We start from the raw sequence: 15,867 nt of genomic DNA on the forward strand, positions 1-15,867 counted from the left end.
TAACGGTGAAGTTAGGTGTACTTTCACAACTGATATCTTTAAGAACGCTTTTCTGGGTTCTAATATGGACCTAGTGGGACTTAGGCGTTTTCTGTCAGCAAAAAAGGCTCAAACCATTACGGGACAAAGGGTTAACCTCGATTTATGATTTTCCTTGATCTATCTGGGTTTCAGCGATTTTGGGCTTCTCGAAGTAAATCCCAAGCGGGGATTGGAGTTGAGGCTTTTCTCGATTTGTTTTTTGTCTAAGTCCCACTATGACTTGATTATAGCTAAAAAAGTTCGGTTTTGTGTTTAAGTCCCATTAGACTCACAGCTTCAATGAATGAGCATGGTGCGTTCCCAAAAATCTATTGGTGGAGCAGTAGGACTTGCATCAGGGAACGCACCCTACAGCGATCGCAGTGTCGCGTACAAAGTTGATTTGACTAAAAAGGTGCGTTACATTTCATGCTTCGCACCCGATTAGATCAGCGATTGCACTGGTTTGTTAAACCGCTGTTTGTTTAGGTAAGCTCACTTGCCAGAATTTCGATATCTAGGAAACCATCAACAACACTTAGATTTCGGGTAAATAATCCCTCGGTATTGTTCTTATTTCCCTCACAAGTCAACACTGCACCTGGTGCCAAGCCTCTGACTATTCCAATATGATCCAAGTCAGCATCTCCATCCCAGTTAAAGCAAACAATATCCCCTGGCTTTGGTGACCTGGTACCTTGTTTAAACCAAGCACCTGTACGCTTTCCCATATCTCTCCAAGAATCAACTAGAGCAACACTCGCCCAGAAGGTCTTGTAACGATCAGGAATTTGAATGCCGGCAGAGCGGCATACATAGGTTACCCAAGCCGCACACCAATTATAAAAACCATCCCTGTCGTTAGCTGGCAAGTGACCTAGCTTAACCATGATAGGACGTAAAGGATCGAGAACAAGAACATCAATTTCATTCCCAGGTGCATGACTCCTTCCTTTGGAAGCCTCTCGAACAGCAATGTCCAGCACCTTCTGACGAATATCTTCTTCAATGACAGGGACAGGAATTGGTTTATCTTTAGGAGCAACAACAAATGTTGCTGCCCAGGGATCATTCTCAAAAATACCTTTAAGTTCAGCTATTGAACGAGACTTCAACTCGATCAACTGGACACATTTATCTCCATTCATTCCAGCAACAACAGGATAAGCATTGTCATTTTCTTCCTTACGAAAAAGTTCAAACCAAGTAGCTCTCATAAACTGTTCTCTCACTGATATGGATTTAGAAATCTGTAAATAGTCCCAAATGTATTGACCATAATACTTTTCTCCATCAAAGTATCCTTGATCAAAACCACGATTTAGATCAACACTCCCTTTGTTATAAGCAATGGCAACATACACCATTTCCTTATCGGTTAGCTCAGTTCTATTACTACCATAGGCTCTCCTAAGTGCTTGCTTTAACTCACCGACACATAGCTGTAGACAATTATCAAAGTTGTACCAACGTTTCTCAAGAAAATAATCTGGATTCTCTAGAAAAAACTGTAAATCATACTGAAAAATACCGAATCCATGACAAAACTTATCAGGATTACTCACTGAACTTTCATAGCCTGGAACGTATATTGCCATTGACTCTAAAGAGTTTCGGGCAATAGAAAACATTTTATCTCCATTTGCGGCACTCAACAGTTTTGCCTTGTCCTTAGGAAATGCACTTCGATTGGGAGAGTCAATTGTGTCACCAACGCAAAGCTTTAGCAGTTCTGGAACGGACATTCTTTTGTATAGATTTCTCCAGATATAACCAGTCTCTTGTACCGCAATAGCAACTAATAAATCAGGCTTAAATGGTGTGTCCTGTAGGGCATCCTCGATCTTTCTGAGGAACTGATCCTTAAACCATCGAATATCTTCCCTCAGAGTCATAAATAAACATTCCTCAGATTGAAAGTGAAAGCTTACTTATATTCATCCTACTATCCCACTTCCATCGGTTTAACATCCCTACATGAAACTTAATAGCGCACTGCGGGGTTTAATCACCTCAATTTGGGCATAATTACCGCAGAAGGCTTTCTACTATTCCACTGAGGCGGATATTACCGCCTTTCCACAGCCAAAAGTCTATTGGTCTGTCAATCTTGAAATTGTGGATAGGGGAATGCTGCCAAATTATTCGCCCCCAATCCCTCAAAATCACCTTAACAGACCCATAGAATCGGCCTTAATTTTTGTGGATTACCAGTCCCTAACTATATTCTTCTCCGACACTGAGATTAAAGAGCATTTGCAGGGATTGTAAACAGCGCTTACGCGCTTCGATATCCTGTTGGGCGCGCAGTTGTACCATGGGTTCGTGAAGGATTTTATTGACGATACCGCGGGTCATTGCTTCGATAACTTCTTGGTGTTTTTCGGCGAATTCCGTCCCCAGACGGGAGAGGGCCTTTTCTAATTCCTGTTCGCGAATATCTTCAATTTTGCTTCTTAAACAGCTAATTGTCGGGACAGTGTCCAAAGAACGCCACCAAAGCTCGAAAGCTTCCACTTCCTGCTCTAGGAGTGCCTCTGCTTCCCTGGCCATCTGACGGCGACTTTCCTGATTGGCGGCAACCACCGCTTTGAGATCATCGACGTTAAAAGCTTGCACTTGTGCCAATTCCTTCACGTCGGTATGGACGTTGCGGGGAACGGAAATATCGATTAACATCAGGGACATAGCAGTAATCGTCACTTCTGTCAATAAAGTTTTAGTTAAAATTGGTTCCGTGGCTCCGGTACTGGTAAAGACGATATCCGATGCCGCTACGGTAGTCATCATCTCTTCTAAGCCATATAGTTGCAGCGGTAGGTTAGGAAATTCACGGGCCAACTCCTGGGCCCGTCTTTGGGAGCGATTGACGATCGCAATTTGCTGAGAACCCTTAGCCAGAAGGTGAGTAACTAATAATCGGGACATTTTCCCTGCCCCGATAATAGCGATTTTCTTGCTGCTGAGGTCTGCCACCTTAGCATGGGCTAACTCCACCGCCGCCGAACTGATCGATACGGCTCCCGTGCCGATGCTGGTTTCCGTGCGAACGCGTTTACCGGCAGTCATGGCTTGTTTAAACAGGCGATCGAGTAATTGACTAATAGTATTGTACTTTTGAGCTAATTTATGGGTATTTTTAACTTGCGCGAGAATTTGCCCTTCACCGAGGACAAGACTTTCTAAACCAGCCGACACCCGCAGCAGATGACGGACAGCATCCTGATGCAGCAGGGTAAACAGGTAACGACGCAGGACATTAAGGGGAATATGCCCGATTTCAGCGAGAAACTGGGTAATTTCCACCACGCCCTTTTCCGTATCCGTAACCACGGCGTAGATCTCCAAACGGTTACAGGTGCTGATAATCGCCACCTCTTGGATGTGGGGATAACCCTTGAGGTGGGTAAGGGCGGACTCGATTTTCGCTTCCGGGATACTCAATTTTTCGCGAATTTCCACAGGGGCTGTCTTGTGACTCAAGCCCACTACAGCAATATTCATTTATGTTCTCCTACAAATGTTGCTCAGGCTACAAAAATTATTGATAAAGATCAGTGCGTTATGTCTCTAATTGTTGCAATTTAGTCCCCATCGGGATGCAAATAAAAGATGTTTGAAAAAAAACTTTATATATTTTTACCAATGGGGGCGAGGTGAGCCATGGCCACCCCACCCGGTCAGAGAATTATCTCAGTTGAATGTATTTGGGTTGGTCGAACAGGTGAACGGTATCGACAAAGCGAGCGGTTTTCGATTGGGTGGAGATAACCAAGCTTTGGGTACGAGCGCCACCATGGAAGAAGCGTACCCCTTCCATCAGGGTGCCGGGGGTGATCCCACAGGCGGCAAAGAGGACGGTTTCGCCACTGGCTAATTCTTCGCAACCGTAAACGCGATCGGGATTAGTGATGCCCATTTCTTGCAGACGAGCGATATTACCCTCTCTGCTTTCGCCGATTAAACCGGTTTTGACCACTTCGGGATCATAGATTAATTGTCCCTGAAAGTGACCGCCTAGACAACGCATAGCCGCCGCCGAGATTACCCCTTCCGGAGCGGCACCGATACCCATGAGAGCATGAATATTAGTTCCCGAAAAAGCGCAGGAAATAGCGGCCGATACGTCACCATCGCTGATCAGACGAACTCTGGCCCCAGCGTTGCGGATTTCTTGGATTAATTCCTTGTGACGGGGACGATCCATAACTACTACCACCAGTTCTTCGATCGAACGATTGAGACAATCGGAAAGGACTTTCAGGTTTTCCGTCGCCGATTTATTAATATCCACATGACCTTTAGCTGCTGGGGGAGCGGCTAATTTTTTCATATAAAAGTCAGGAGCGGCGAATAACCCACCTTTTTCGGAGATAGCTAACACGGCCATAGAACCATTTTGACCGTAGGCAACCAAGTTAGTGCCTTCGCAGGGATCGACGGCGATATCGATTTCGACTAATTCGTCGGGATTACAATATTGTTTGGCATCAACTTGGGTACAGATACCCACTTCTTCGCCAATATAGAGCATGGGAGCCTCGTCTCTTTCCCCTTCTCCAATAACGATGCGACCGCGCATATGGATTTTATTCATCCGTTCGCGCATCGCTTCTACAGCGACGTGATCGGCGGTATTTTTTTCGCCTTTACCCATCCACTTCGAGGAGGCAATGGCAGCCTGTTCGACCACTTCGATAATTTCTAACCCTAGCGTACTTTCCACTCGATGATCCTCCCTACAGCTGATCTATGATTTATCTAGTGAGTTTGTTTCCTTAACAGTCAAAAGTCTATCACCAGACGGGGATCATTCTTAAGTTTTTATGCAGATCATCTGGAGGAGACTGGTATAGCTAGGGAGTTTTTGCCAGCACTGTCCCCTCCATCTCCGTTATTGAGACCTTGATCGCTGATTTCGGCGTTAAACGACGGATAAATTCCAGGGGTAACCCGTCTGTATCGGCAATAAAGGTGACTTCATAGACGTGATCGCCGATCATCTGTTGTTGGGGTGGCAAAAGAATTTTTAAAGGTTGATATAAATCGGCATCCTCTTGATGAGCTTGCTGAAAGTTATTTGTTAATTTTTCTAACCATTCTGGTAAATTGCTGACATTTTCTGTTAAGTCAAAAGACAAGTGATAATAACCGACATAATGCTGATCGCTAAAGGCATCGGGGGCGGGTTTCGGTTGAGGAATTTGGATTAATTCGATGCGTCCGTTTAACCCCGTTAGCCAACAGGCCAAAGTATAACCCGTGGTGAATCTTTCCTCTAGGGTAAAACCGAGAAGTTGGTAAAAAGCGATCGCCCGATGGATATTAGCGGTGCGGATAGAAGCATGGTGCATTTTCAGGAGAAAGAATTATGAAGTGGGGAAGTGGGGAAGTGGGGAAATGGGGAAATGGGGAAGTGGGGAAATGGGGAGAGTAAATAAAAATAATCTCCTGCCTCCTATCTCCTGACTCCCGATGGCTATTGATTAATCAAAAAGACGAAAATAGGGATAACGTTTGGGAACCCCCGGTTCTTTTTCCAGATCAAAATTAATTACATCCCAACAGGGTTCATCGGGAGCATCGGGGCTAAATTCTACTGGTAAACCGTAGAGACGGGGAATAGTGGCTTCACCCGGTCCATTACCGCGCCAAGTGGTGTTACGTTCTAGGTAGGAACTAACTAAATCGCGATAACGGTTGGCAATAATTACTTTAGTCGCTTTAAATCCTTGAGTATAGAGGCGATCGAGTGCTTCGTGAATCTCAAAACGAATACCATCCGGGTGAGTGTGTTGACGATACCACTCACCATTCCAGAGTCGCCAATGCCGTCCTGACTGCAAGTGAACCAACTCGCCCGTTTTGGGATCGGCTTCAAAAGCCCCATGGCGCGGACACAAATAGGTATCCGTCAAAGTGAGGGCGGGGATTAGCTGCCGACAGTGAGGACAATGGATATCGGGGCCAAAAACAGGGTATTGTAAACTTGCATTGATCATGGAAGAACCTAAACTAAAAATTGCTATCTTTGTACCAATAATCCTATCCATATTATACCCAACCAAATTGGACGGGTATTCTCTTTCGACTTTAGTGTAGATCCTTTCATGTCTTTAGATAACTTAAGATCAACTTCTAATTTCTGGCCCCTTGTCGATGTCAGTCAAGCGGCTTTTATCGCCCCTAATGCCACGGTAATGGGCGATATTTCCCTAGCTGTGGGGGTGAGTGTTTGGTATGGGGCGGTATTGCGTGCCGACGTGGAACGCATCGAAATTGGGGCCTATACTAATATCCAAGATGGGGCGATCCTACACGGAGATCCGGGCAAAATTACTATCCTTGAAGATTACGTTACCATCGGGCATCGGGCGGTAATTCACGCAGCCCATATTGAACGCGGTTGTTTAATCGGCATTGGGGCAGTGATTCTCGATGGTGTGCGCGTCGGGGCGGGTAGTATTGTCGGGGCGGGTAGTATCGTCACAAAAGATATACCACCGCGATCTTTAGTGGTGGGTATTCCCGCTAAACGCGTCCGGGAAGTGTCGCCACAGGAGGCTCAAGAGTTGATCGAACACGCCGAGCGCTATGCTAAACTTGCCCTCGTTCATGGGGGAAAAGCTACTGATACTGGATTCCCAAAACGGGCGGATTAGGGTATAAATATAAAATGAGAATTAAGTAACGATCTTTTAAGTGCTGACCGAGGAGAAGGAAATCTATGGACTGGAGAGTGTTGATCGTTTTAACCCCTTTGCTTATTGCTGCCGGCTGGGCTGTCTTCAATATCGGCGCTGCCGCTATTAGACAAGCTCAACAGTTTCTCAGCAAACAAAGTTAATAAAAGTTTATAATTTTTAGTAAAACCGACCGCCTAGGCGATCGGTTTTTAATTTTTCCTTAGGGGGCGATCGCTGATTGGGCTGTAGGGTGTAGGGTGTGGGGTGTGGGGTGTGGGGTGTGGGGTGTAGGGTGTGGGGAAGTGGGGAAGTGGGGTGTGGGGAAGTGGGGAAGTAGGGTGTGGGGTGTGGGGTGTGGGAAGTATAAATAAAAATAATCTCCTGTCTCCTGTCTCCTGTCTCCTGTCTCCTGTCTCCTGTCTCCTGTCTCCTGTCTCCTGTCTCCTGAATCCTGACTCCTGACGACCGACTCCTGACTCCCGACTCCTGACGACCGACTCCTGACGACCGACTCCTAACCCCACCAACAAACTTTTTCAGCAAACCCTAGGTACTAAAGTATTTAGCGGTGGGGTGATAGGTGATAATGGCGGTGGTGGATTGTTCTGGGTACAATTGTTCGCTTTCGTCCATAGACATCCCAATGCGATCGCATCCTAACAGATTCAGTTGCTTGTATTGATCCTGAATATTGGGACAAGCGGGATAGCCGAAACTATAGCGAGAACCCTGGTAACGCTGTTGCAGTATATCGCGGATATTATCGGGATCGAACTCTGCGAAACCTAACTCGCGACGGATGCGGGTGTGGGTCCATTCGGCCATGGCTTCGGCGGTTTGGACAGCCATGCCGTGATAATAGAGGTATTCGGTATATTCGTTGGCATCAAAGAGAGATTTAGCGTATTCCGTGGCGATTTCCCCCACTGTCACTGCTTGCATCGGGAAAACGTCGATAATACTGGATTCCTGCGGGGCGAAAAAGTCAGCAATACAGAGACGACGACCGGATTTCTGGCGAGGAAACTCAAAAATGGCGATCGGTTGCAGATTTTCGGGTTTTTCGCCCGCTTGTATCGATTCGGGATCGTAAATTAAGAGGGAATTACCGGACGACTGACAGGGAAAATAACCATAAATTAATGTGGGGTTTAGTAAATTTTCCTTGACAATTTTCTCTTTCCATGCTGCTAGAATTGGATGAACTTTTTCCTGTAAAAACTGGTCGTATTCTTGCTTCGATTGGCTTTTTGGTTTGCGGAATTGCCATTGACCGACAAATAAAGCTTGTAGGTCTAAATACCAGAAAACCTCCTCGATGGGAATTTCTGCTGCTGTTAATATTTTAGTACCCCAGAAGGGCGGTGTTGGTCGGGGAATATCAACTGCCACCGCTTCGGACCGACGGGTATCAATAACTAATTCTTGGTTGACGCTGCCATCGGTAAAAATAGTATCGGGATTAACCTTTAATTCTTCGGCAACAACCGGGCTTTTTTCTGCCTCGGCAAACTCCGCTAAAAAGCCTTTACTATCATCCCATTGACCCCCAGCTTTAGCGGGCATTAATTTATCCATAAAATGCAGGTCAGAGAAGGCATCTTTACCATAGATAACCTGTCCCTTGTAGGTTTTTTGACAGTCATCATGAACAAATTTGGGAGTTAAAGCTGCCCCGCCAAGGATAACAGGAACGGTGATTCCTTTTTCGTTAAAAACCTCCAGATTTTCCTTCATAAAAGCCGTTGATTTCACCAATAAACCGCTCATAGCGATACAATCGGCTTTATGTTCTTTGTAGGCTTCGATGATATTTTCTACGGGTTGTTTAATGCCCAAATTAATCACCTTATAGCCGTTATTTGTCAAGATAATATCAACTAAATTTTTACCAATATCGTGAACATCCCCTTTAACTGTTGCGATAATAAAAGTCCCTTTGGCATTATTATCCCCCTCTTTTTTCTCCATAAAGGGTTCTAAAAAAGCAACAGCTGCTTTCATAGTTTGGGCAGATTGGAGAACAAAAGGTAACTGCATTTGCCCCGAACCAAATAACTCACCCACTACCTTCATCCCATCCAGGAGGAAAATATTAATAATATCTAGGGGTGGATAGTCCTGTAAAGCTTGCTTTAAAGCCTCTTCCAGTCCCAATCTTTCCCCATCAATAATATGCTGTTTTAAGCGTTCCTCCACGGGTAAATTAGCATTACTAGAGGGGTCTTTTTTAGTAGTTTTACCCGCAAATAATTCGGTTAATTTGGTCAGGGGATCATAAACACATATATCGCCATCAAAACGACGATTATCATAGATTAAATCCCGACAAACTTGCTGATATTCTGGTTCAATTTTTGCCAGAGGAAGAATTTTATTAGCGCTGACGATTGCCCCATCCATCCCCACCTGCATCGCTTCGTTGAGGAAGACGGAATTTAATACCTGACGCGCTGCCGGATTCAAGCCAAAGGAGATATTAGACACACCTAAAAGAATGTGACATTCTGGCAATTCTTGGCGAATTCGGCCCATTGCTTCGATGGTAGCCTTACCATTTTCTCGGTCTTCTTCGATACCGGTAGAAATCGGTAAAGCTAGAGGATCAAAAAAGATTTCGTAGGGAGGAATTCCGTATTCTATCGCCGCATAATAGGCCCGTTTAGCTATCTGGAATTTTTTCTCGGCAGTGCGTCCCATTCCTTCTTCATCAATGGTTCCAATTACTACCCCTGCGCCGTATTTTTTCGCTAAATCCAAGACTTGATAAAAACGCGGTTCCCCGTCTTCGTAGTTAGTAGAGTTGAGGATACATTTACCCCCCGCTACTTTTAACCCCGCTTCCATTTTTTCCCATTCGGTGGAATCTAACATTAAAGGTAGGGTGACATTATTAACTAAACGAGAGGCTAATTGGTGCATATCGCGCACCCCATCCCGGCCCACATAATCGACGTTGAGATCGAGAATATGCGCCCCTTCTTTTACCTGCGCTTTCGCCATCGATACTAAACTATCCCAGTCTTCAGCATTGAGAAGTTCCCGACATTTTTTAGAACCACTGGCGTTTAATTTTTCCCCGACAATAAGGAAAGAATTATCTTGAATATAGGGTTGGGTACTATAAATAGAAGCGGCGGAGGGTTCATAATGATAATGACGAGATTTCGGAGTTAAACCCTGACTTAGTTCCGCTAAAGCTTGAATATGGTCGGGACGAGTACCACAACAACCGCCGATAATTTGTACTCCCAAATCTTCGATAAAGTGCATTAAAGCCATTTTTAATTCTACGGGAGTGAGGCGATAGTGCGCTTGACCGCCGACATTTTCCGGTAAACCAGCGTTAGGAATACAAGAAACAATAAAAGGGGAATTTTCCGAGAGATATTTAATATGGGGTTTCATTAAATCGGGACCAGTGGCGCAGTTAAGTCCCAAAATATCGATTTTATAGGGTTGTAAAATAGAGACAACGGCGTTAATTTCCGTTCCTACTAACATCGTTCCCATGGTTTCCATCGTCACCGAAACCATGAGGGGCAATCGTTGACCTTTTTGCTGAAATACTTCTTCAATAGCATTTAAAGCCGCTTTAATTTGCAGGACATCCTGACAGGTTTCTACTAATAATAAATCTGCCCCGCCATCGTAGAGACCCTCTACCTGTTCCACATAGGCATTTTTGAGAGTATCAAAGTCTATATGACCCAAAGTGGGCAGTTTTGTCCCCGGCCCCATGGAACCCGCCACAAAACGGGGTTTTTCGGGGGTAGAGTATTTATTAGCGCAAGCTTTGGCCAGTTCGGCGGCGCTTTTGTTGAGATAATAGGCTTGGTCGGCTAAATCGTACTCGGCTAAAACTATCGAGGTTCCCCCAAAGGTGTCGGTTTCAATCACATCCGCACCCACGGCTAAAAAGGCTTCGTGGACTTTCGCTACGGCGCTAGGTTTAGTATGGACAAGATACTCGTTACAACCTTCGTATTCTGCCCCACCAAAGTCCTCGGCCGTCAGATTTTGGCTTTGTAGGGAAGTTCCCATCGCTCCATCAAAGACGAGGACGGGATGCTTGGGACCGTTGAGGTAGTCAAGAAAGGGGCTATTCATAGAGAGATTTACTGCTATAGCATTTTGAAAGTTTATTGTAATACAGTTACTAGAAATCTGCTATGGTCGGCATTTCAGTAATCAGTCATCAGTCATCAGTGATCAGATTTGAGTTTTCAGTCGAGGAAGCCAATCAATCTAATTTTGTAGAACTAGACGAGCTAAACCAACTCCGGGATAATAATTACCGAGAATTTGTTGATAATCTAGGCCTTTTTCCGCTAATTTATAAGCCCCAGTTTGACTCATGCCGCGACCACCGTGGGCCCAAGCGACAATTTCATCGGTGGCGGCATAAAGAGACTCGACTACACCCCCTTTATAGCTGAGAATCTGCCCAGCAGTGGCATTAACCGCTTGGTGAGTCGATTGATACTCCGAGCGAATGCCTTTATATACCTGCCAGCGTTGGCTATTGCCCAGATGAAACCAAGCATTAGCGGGGCGGATTATATGTACTAGGGCATAGGAACGAGCGGCGATCGCCTGTGCCTTTAAAGCGTGCATTGGCGCAGTGGAGTGCATTTCACTACCCACCACACTATAGAGATAGGCCTCTAAATTAACATGATTAACCACTAACAAGCGATCGCCTTGGGCAACCAGCAGCACTTTGCCCCGATACCAACCATCATCCACATAAACTAAACCATCGGCACTGGTGGGCTGCACAAAAATCACCTCTGGCAGCGATAAATCGCCCATTTTTAAGCCATTGGCACTGGCAATCACCGGTAAACCCTCGTTAGTGGCAATCGTTTTTAAACCGCGACCTTGACGGTCGGTGATCACCGCCGGCCCGTTAACTCCAATCAAAACACTGGCCACATCCCTTTTAATCGCTACGCGAATTTCTAGGACCGGCGGCGTATAATTAGCGGGAACCGCTAAGGGTTGTCTAGTTACCGGTTTGGCCGCGGCAGCGGGGGAAGTATTAGGAGAAGACTGAGGAAAGGGTGCTAATTTTTTCGGTGCGGAGAGGGAAGACTGAGGAGAGGGTGCTGATTTTGGAGTCGCAGAAGATTGGGGAGAGGGGGATAGTTTCGGCGATGGCGGGGTTAAGGGTACGATCGGAGATGGGATAATAGGAGCAGGGGAGGCAGCAGTCTCTAGATTTGCCTGCGCTTGCGGGGTTTCTGGTTTTTCCTTGGCTAAATAAGTTAGGAGAATTGGCGTAAAAGTAGCGATCGACAACAAAGGAACGGCACAATGGCGCAGCAGGGAAAAATAGGTACTAGCAGCAAATTTCACTTTAATCACACCATCTTTAATTTTCTTATCTAACTTTATCATTCCCCTCTCAGGCTAGGCAATTCTAGACAAAAACTCTCGTATTCTTGAGCTTGTTAGGACAAATAAGGCTGAAATAGTCAAGAAAAGCCGAAAAAATTCTTAACCGCCCATCCTTAGATTAGCCGAATCTCCTCTAATCCAGGCTCTTCTAGGTTCTGTGTGATCAGCTTAACTTACCATAGAAGCGATCGATCTTTGTGTCCTTTGTGTCTCTGTGGTTCATTCCACCCCCTCGCTAGACTGACAGAGATGTTTAAGGATTTTGAGAACCTCGTATAAATCCCCCGGATTTCTCATGGCAAATAAACGAGAGGTTCCGTATAAAGGTTTACCGTCCCATAATAATTTAACAAATAAAAACTCGGAACCATTGGTCAACATTCCATAATTAGGACGGTTGGGATGAGGATTGGCCATTAAATAAGCTAATAATTGCGGTAAACCTGCTTCAACGGAATAAATAACCCGTTTTGATTCAATAATCATTACCCATAATTGCTCTTTTAGAATTAAAGTATCTAACCTTCCCTTAATTATTAAATCTTGATCTTCTGTAATAATTTCAACAGACTCTTCTGCTTTAATGTGAAAGGGAAATAGATAAAAGTTACCAATAAATAATAATGGGTCTAAAACCGTCATCCTCACCGAAGTTTCTAAAAAGGGAGGATAATTCAATAAGTTAAAATAACCTGTTTTGATTTTATCTAACAATTCTTTTTCCTGTTCAGAGATTGCTTCTAGGTCTTGCTGCCATTCCCCAAAAAAATGCTCATCTTCTATAAACTGTAGTTGAAAATGATTAATTAAATCTCTGAGAGTGACTTCTTTTGCTTGTAAAATTTGAACCATATTTACCTCCTTAATTAAGACTTACGTTAACTGAATTGATAGCCGCAAACACGCACCCTGCGCCCAAACAATCCCTACGCCCAAAACCCATCCTAACCCTCCAGCAAACCCCGCACCTCCTCAATCCCAATCCTCAAAATATCAGCCACAGCAACGAAAATCTCCTCATCAAACCGGGTTCGTAGCGATCGTGAATTGGGATTCTTAGTTATTTTAATAAGATTATTTCAATTTGATCAGGTTAACGGTAAATGAATAATTTGGTTTTCATATTCATTGTCAAAAGAGCCTTTAGCAATTACAATTAATTCTAACAAATTATCACCAACACTTAAATCTTGATTGAGAATAAAAATTCCAGGAACATGACGATTTTGCCTGAAGTGAGCTATTAAATGAACGGGCATAGAGGCACGATTATTTGTCACTAAAATAAAACCCATTACCTCACACCAAATCAAAATTTCTGGATCTAATGTACCTAATTTTGGTGTATCTGGTTCACCAACTACTCGAACAATGATTTCTGGTTCTCGGCGACGCAATTGTTGAGGATACACCGAATTAACATTTTCATCAATTAAATATTTCAGTGTCATTAGCTTGCTGTTTGGCTGTTATTTCAGCTTTCAATTTTCTCAGTCGTTCAACCGAAGGCGGAGGATTTTTTTGCTGTTCTTCTCGCATTTTTCTTCCCCATTCTAGCCAGTCGGTGATGTATTGACTCACTTTTTCTTTTTCATGAAGATAATAAAGAATCGTCGCATATACCTGTTCTAGGGTTAAAGACGGATAAGTATTGGCAATTTCTTCGGGAGTTCTCGCTTGGTAAATAAAATCGTATAAAATGGTTTCAATACCGATGCGGGTTTCTTTTAGTCGGATATCGTTAGGGGCAAGAAAATTAAAATAGTCTTCGAGTTGCATGAGTTATCCTAATTGAAGATTCAAACTTCACTTTGTTTTCTAAGTAACATTGTTATCTTAATTATACTTGATCGTTGCCAAATAGTGCGCTCACCTTGGGTTCTTAATTATTGACCTCTCCCCTGGACTCTCTCCTACAAGGAGAGAGGAGAAAGATTTAGCGAAGAGAGCGCAACAACAAACCTGGTTCGTTATTCTCCCCTTCCCTCCCAGGGAAGAGGAGTTAGGGGGGTTAGGTCAAACCCATCAACTATCATGATAGAATAAAAAAGCGAGATAGAGAAATTATAATGATTAGAGTTTATGCAGATACATCAGTATTTGGTGGTGTTTTTGATGATGAATTCCGAGAGGAAAGCCTAACTTTTTTTGAGCTAGTTAGGGTCTGCTGAAAAAGTTTTTCCTGGGGACAGGGTGTGGGGTGTGGGGTGTGGGGTGTAGGTTTTTACCGATTCTCATCTGGTCAATTACCTAATTTTCAGAGAAAAAGTACCTTAATTTTCCCCCGATCACTCCCAGAACTGGTACTTTTTGATTGACAAAAAGTCTAAAAGTCTTACCCAACAAGGTTTTTAGATTTATTCAGCAAACCCTAGTTAGAGGAGGTAAACTAAAACTGATAACTTCTTCAGTTGTTTTAAGAGAAATTGAACCTGCTCCTGAGAAGGTTCGACAATTTTTTTGCAGAGGTTATAACCTATACAGAGTTAGTTGAAATTACTGAATCTGCTTTACAACTGAGGCAAGCTTATATTGATTATGGTGTGGTGACTCAGAAATCAATGTTAGATGCGCTTCATGTTGCTTTAGCAAGTGTTGCTGGATGTACCATGATTGTCAGTTGGAACTTTAAGCATATCGTCCATTTTCCAAAAATTCCTCTTTACCGAGCGATTAATGTAATCAAGGGATATTCACAGCTAGATATTTATTCACCTCTGGAGGTTATTAATTATGAAGGTTAAGCAATTTGATTGTGTGGAAATGAAACGGTTGAGTAGCGAAAAAATCTATGAAGACATTAAAAATATGAAAATAAAGGAAGAATTAGCCTATTGGCAACAAGCTACTAAAGAGTTAGAAAAACTTCAAAGTCAATCATAGTTTAGCGAAGGGATCGCAACTACAAACCTGGTTCGTTATTCCCCCCTTATTTCGCAGGGAAGGGGGGTTAGGTCATTCGGGCGATTTTTCATGTTGGCAAGGTCATATTCTGGTTTCATGGTTTTATTATCGATAATGTTTACTTTCGTTTTTACCCGTAAAAGTCCTCATTTAGAATCTGTTCAGGTGTGAAAGGACAAGCGAGGGGATACTCACTTTCTTGGGGAATACGAATACCAAATTGAGCGCGTTTACCCTGTTTGATGGCGACTTTACGAGCGCTGGAATAGGCTTGTGTGATGGAGATTAAGAGATAAGATTTAAGAGAGGGAGTCTTAAGTAAATCATCTTGAACGCGCTGGCGATGCTCATCTACTGAATTATACCAACTTGCTTTCATTGTCTCAGGAGCATCATGCTGTATCTTTAATTTGAGTAAGTGAATCAACAAGACCATTAAGTTGCTCTCTAAGGCGCGTTTCTCTGACTTACCCAAATCTTTTAACTCCTCAATTAAGTTTTCTATATCCAGTTGTTCAAACTGTCGATTCTGTAATTGATGAATAGTTTGCTCAATCCACAACTGAAGATCTTGTTCGTAAAGTGTTGTGGGATTTTCTTGAATGTCCGATTGTTTTAATAAGTTCATTTGGCTTTCATTAAGTTAACGGTAGATGAATAATTTGGTCTTTATATTTATTATTATACTTGATCTTTACCAGATAGTGTGATCGCATTGGATTCTTAATTATTGACCTCTCCCCTGAACCCTATCCTACAAGGAAAGGGGAGAGAATTTAGCGAAGAGAGTGCAACTACAAACTGGGTTTGTTGTCAAGGCTCCAGCCCGAACAAGTTTAACCTGTTTTCTTTA

16 protein-coding genes are annotated in these 15,867 nt (G+C 43.6%); 4 read left to right on the top strand and 12 right to left on the bottom strand.

Annotated elements, in window-relative coordinates; genetic code table 11:
- Positions 1–506: 506 nt before the first annotated feature.
- The 5 genes from O9300_RS12860 to O9300_RS12880 all read right to left on the bottom strand — a co-directional run bounded on the left by O9300_RS12860 (position 507) and on the right by O9300_RS12880 (position 6,023).
- On the bottom strand, positions 507–1,916 hold the full coding sequence (locus tag O9300_RS12860; protein ID WP_287972019.1) for a CHAP domain-containing protein: 1,410 nt from the start codon (positions 1,914–1,916) through the stop codon (positions 507–509).
- A gap of 322 nt (positions 1,917–2,238) precedes the next feature.
- Entirely contained in the window at positions 2,239–3,525 is a 1,287-nt protein-coding gene (locus O9300_RS12865) for a glutamyl-tRNA reductase (RefSeq protein ID WP_287732711.1), read from the bottom strand.
- Positions 3,526–3,709: 184 nt separating this feature from the next.
- Positions 3,710–4,747 carry a class II fructose-bisphosphatase gene (gene glpX / locus O9300_RS12870; protein WP_052277789.1) on the bottom strand — a complete coding sequence of 346 codons (1,038 nt, stop codon included), beginning with the start codon at positions 4,745–4,747 and terminating at the stop codon, positions 3,710–3,712.
- A gap of 130 nt (positions 4,748–4,877) precedes the next feature.
- Positions 4,878–5,375, bottom strand: a complete 498-nt coding sequence (locus O9300_RS12875) for a VOC family protein (protein ID WP_147072726.1) — start codon at positions 5,373–5,375, stop codon at positions 4,878–4,880.
- 132 nt (positions 5,376–5,507) lie between these two features.
- Positions 5,508–6,023 (bottom strand): TIGR02652 family protein, encoded by a 516-nt coding sequence (locus O9300_RS12880; RefSeq protein WP_012265996.1) that lies wholly within the window; start codon positions 6,021–6,023, stop codon positions 5,508–5,510.
- A 108-nt stretch (positions 6,024–6,131) separates the two neighbouring features.
- Here O9300_RS12880 and O9300_RS12885 point away from each other — a divergent pair, with 108 nt between their 5' ends.
- Positions 6,132–6,683 carry a gamma carbonic anhydrase family protein gene (locus O9300_RS12885; protein WP_147074048.1) on the top strand — a complete coding sequence of 184 codons (552 nt, stop codon included), beginning with the start codon at positions 6,132–6,134 and terminating at the stop codon, positions 6,681–6,683.
- A gap of 65 nt (positions 6,684–6,748) precedes the next feature.
- Entirely contained in the window at positions 6,749–6,868 is a 120-nt protein-coding gene (locus O9300_RS12890; protein WP_044035004.1) for a photosystem II protein Y, read from the top strand.
- A 16-nt stretch (positions 6,869–6,884) separates the two neighbouring features.
- On the opposite strand, the gene O9300_RS12895 is transcribed toward O9300_RS12890, so the two are convergent.
- The 6 genes from O9300_RS12895 to O9300_RS12920 all read right to left on the bottom strand — a co-directional run bounded on the left by O9300_RS12895 (position 6,885) and on the right by O9300_RS12920 (position 13,889).
- Positions 6,885–7,250, bottom strand: coding sequence for a hypothetical protein (locus O9300_RS12895; RefSeq protein WP_287972022.1), 366 nt, complete (start codon positions 7,248–7,250; stop codon positions 6,885–6,887).
- 3 nt (positions 7,251–7,253) lie between these two features.
- A complete protein-coding gene (metH, locus tag O9300_RS12900) occupies positions 7,254–10,817 on the bottom strand; it encodes a methionine synthase (RefSeq protein WP_287972024.1) in 3,564 nt (1,187 codons plus the stop codon).
- 138 nt (positions 10,818–10,955) lie between these two features.
- On the bottom strand, positions 10,956–12,110 hold the full coding sequence (locus O9300_RS12905; RefSeq protein WP_287972025.1) for a SpoIID/LytB domain-containing protein: 1,155 nt from the start codon (positions 12,108–12,110) through the stop codon (positions 10,956–10,958).
- A 219-nt stretch (positions 12,111–12,329) separates the two neighbouring features.
- Positions 12,330–12,962, bottom strand: coding sequence for a type I restriction endonuclease (locus O9300_RS12910; RefSeq protein ID WP_287972027.1), 633 nt, complete (start codon positions 12,960–12,962; stop codon positions 12,330–12,332).
- A gap of 236 nt (positions 12,963–13,198) precedes the next feature.
- The gene (locus O9300_RS12915; RefSeq protein WP_002798845.1) at positions 13,199–13,561 is read right to left on the bottom strand and encodes a DUF5615 family PIN-like protein; all 363 of its coding nucleotides are present in this window, start codon (positions 13,559–13,561) and stop codon (positions 13,199–13,201) included.
- A complete protein-coding gene (locus tag O9300_RS12920; RefSeq protein ID WP_002798844.1) occupies positions 13,539–13,889 on the bottom strand; it encodes a DUF433 domain-containing protein in 351 nt (116 codons plus the stop codon). Before O9300_RS12920 ends, O9300_RS12915 begins: the two co-directional genes overlap by 23 nt.
- A gap of 647 nt (positions 13,890–14,536) precedes the next feature.
- Between O9300_RS12920 and O9300_RS12925 the strand changes: the two genes are divergently transcribed.
- The gene (locus tag O9300_RS12925) at positions 14,537–14,854 is read left to right on the top strand and encodes a PIN domain-containing protein (protein ID WP_287972029.1); all 318 of its coding nucleotides are present in this window, start codon (positions 14,537–14,539) and stop codon (positions 14,852–14,854) included.
- The gene (locus tag O9300_RS12930; RefSeq protein ID WP_287972030.1) at positions 14,844–14,993 is read left to right on the top strand and encodes a hypothetical protein; all 150 of its coding nucleotides are present in this window, start codon (positions 14,844–14,846) and stop codon (positions 14,991–14,993) included. The genes O9300_RS12925 and O9300_RS12930 overlap by 11 nt, the downstream gene beginning before the upstream one ends.
- 151 nt (positions 14,994–15,144) lie before the next feature.
- On the opposite strand, the gene O9300_RS12935 is transcribed toward O9300_RS12930, so the two are convergent.
- Entirely contained in the window at positions 15,145–15,642 is a 498-nt protein-coding gene (locus tag O9300_RS12935) for a DUF29 domain-containing protein (protein ID WP_002798842.1), read from the bottom strand.
- Positions 15,643–15,867: the final 225 nt, after the last annotated feature.

It is taken from the genome of Microcystis sp. LE19-195.1E (assembly GCF_027532095.1).
In the GTDB taxonomy this organism is placed as follows: Bacteria; Cyanobacteriota; Cyanobacteriia; order Cyanobacteriales; family Microcystaceae; genus Microcystis; species Microcystis aeruginosa.

Excerpts from the sequence above, each read along its gene's own strand:
- O9300_RS12860 (WP_287972019.1), bottom strand. The coding sequence starts at position 1,916 with ATGACTCTGAGGGAAGATATTCGATGGTTTAAGGATCAGTTCCTCAGA.
- O9300_RS12865 (WP_287732711.1), bottom strand. The coding sequence starts at position 3,525 with ATGAATATTGCTGTAGTGGGCTTGAGTCACAAGACAGCCCCTGTGGAA.
- O9300_RS12875 (WP_147072726.1), bottom strand. The coding sequence starts at position 5,375 with ATGCACCATGCTTCTATCCGCACCGCTAATATCCATCGGGCGATCGCT.
- O9300_RS12880 (WP_012265996.1), bottom strand. The coding sequence starts at position 6,023 with ATGATCAATGCAAGTTTACAATACCCTGTTTTTGGCCCCGATATCCAT.
- O9300_RS12885 (WP_147074048.1), top strand. The coding sequence starts at position 6,132 with ATGTCTTTAGATAACTTAAGATCAACTTCTAATTTCTGGCCCCTTGTC.
- O9300_RS12890 (WP_044035004.1), top strand. The coding sequence starts at position 6,749 with ATGGACTGGAGAGTGTTGATCGTTTTAACCCCTTTGCTTATTGCTGCC.
- metH (WP_287972024.1), bottom strand. The coding sequence starts at position 10,817 with ATGAATAGCCCCTTTCTTGACTACCTCAACGGTCCCAAGCATCCCGTC.
- O9300_RS12905 (WP_287972025.1), bottom strand. The coding sequence starts at position 12,110 with ATGATAAAGTTAGATAAGAAAATTAAAGATGGTGTGATTAAAGTGAAA.
- O9300_RS12910 (WP_287972027.1), bottom strand. The coding sequence starts at position 12,962 with ATGGTTCAAATTTTACAAGCAAAAGAAGTCACTCTCAGAGATTTAATT.
- O9300_RS12915 (WP_002798845.1), bottom strand. The coding sequence starts at position 13,561 with ATGACACTGAAATATTTAATTGATGAAAATGTTAATTCGGTGTATCCT.
- O9300_RS12920 (WP_002798844.1), bottom strand. The coding sequence starts at position 13,889 with ATGCAACTCGAAGACTATTTTAATTTTCTTGCCCCTAACGATATCCGA.
- O9300_RS12930 (WP_287972030.1), top strand. The coding sequence starts at position 14,844 with ATGAAGGTTAAGCAATTTGATTGTGTGGAAATGAAACGGTTGAGTAGC.
- O9300_RS12935 (WP_002798842.1), bottom strand. The coding sequence starts at position 15,642 with ATGAACTTATTAAAACAATCGGACATTCAAGAAAATCCCACAACACTT.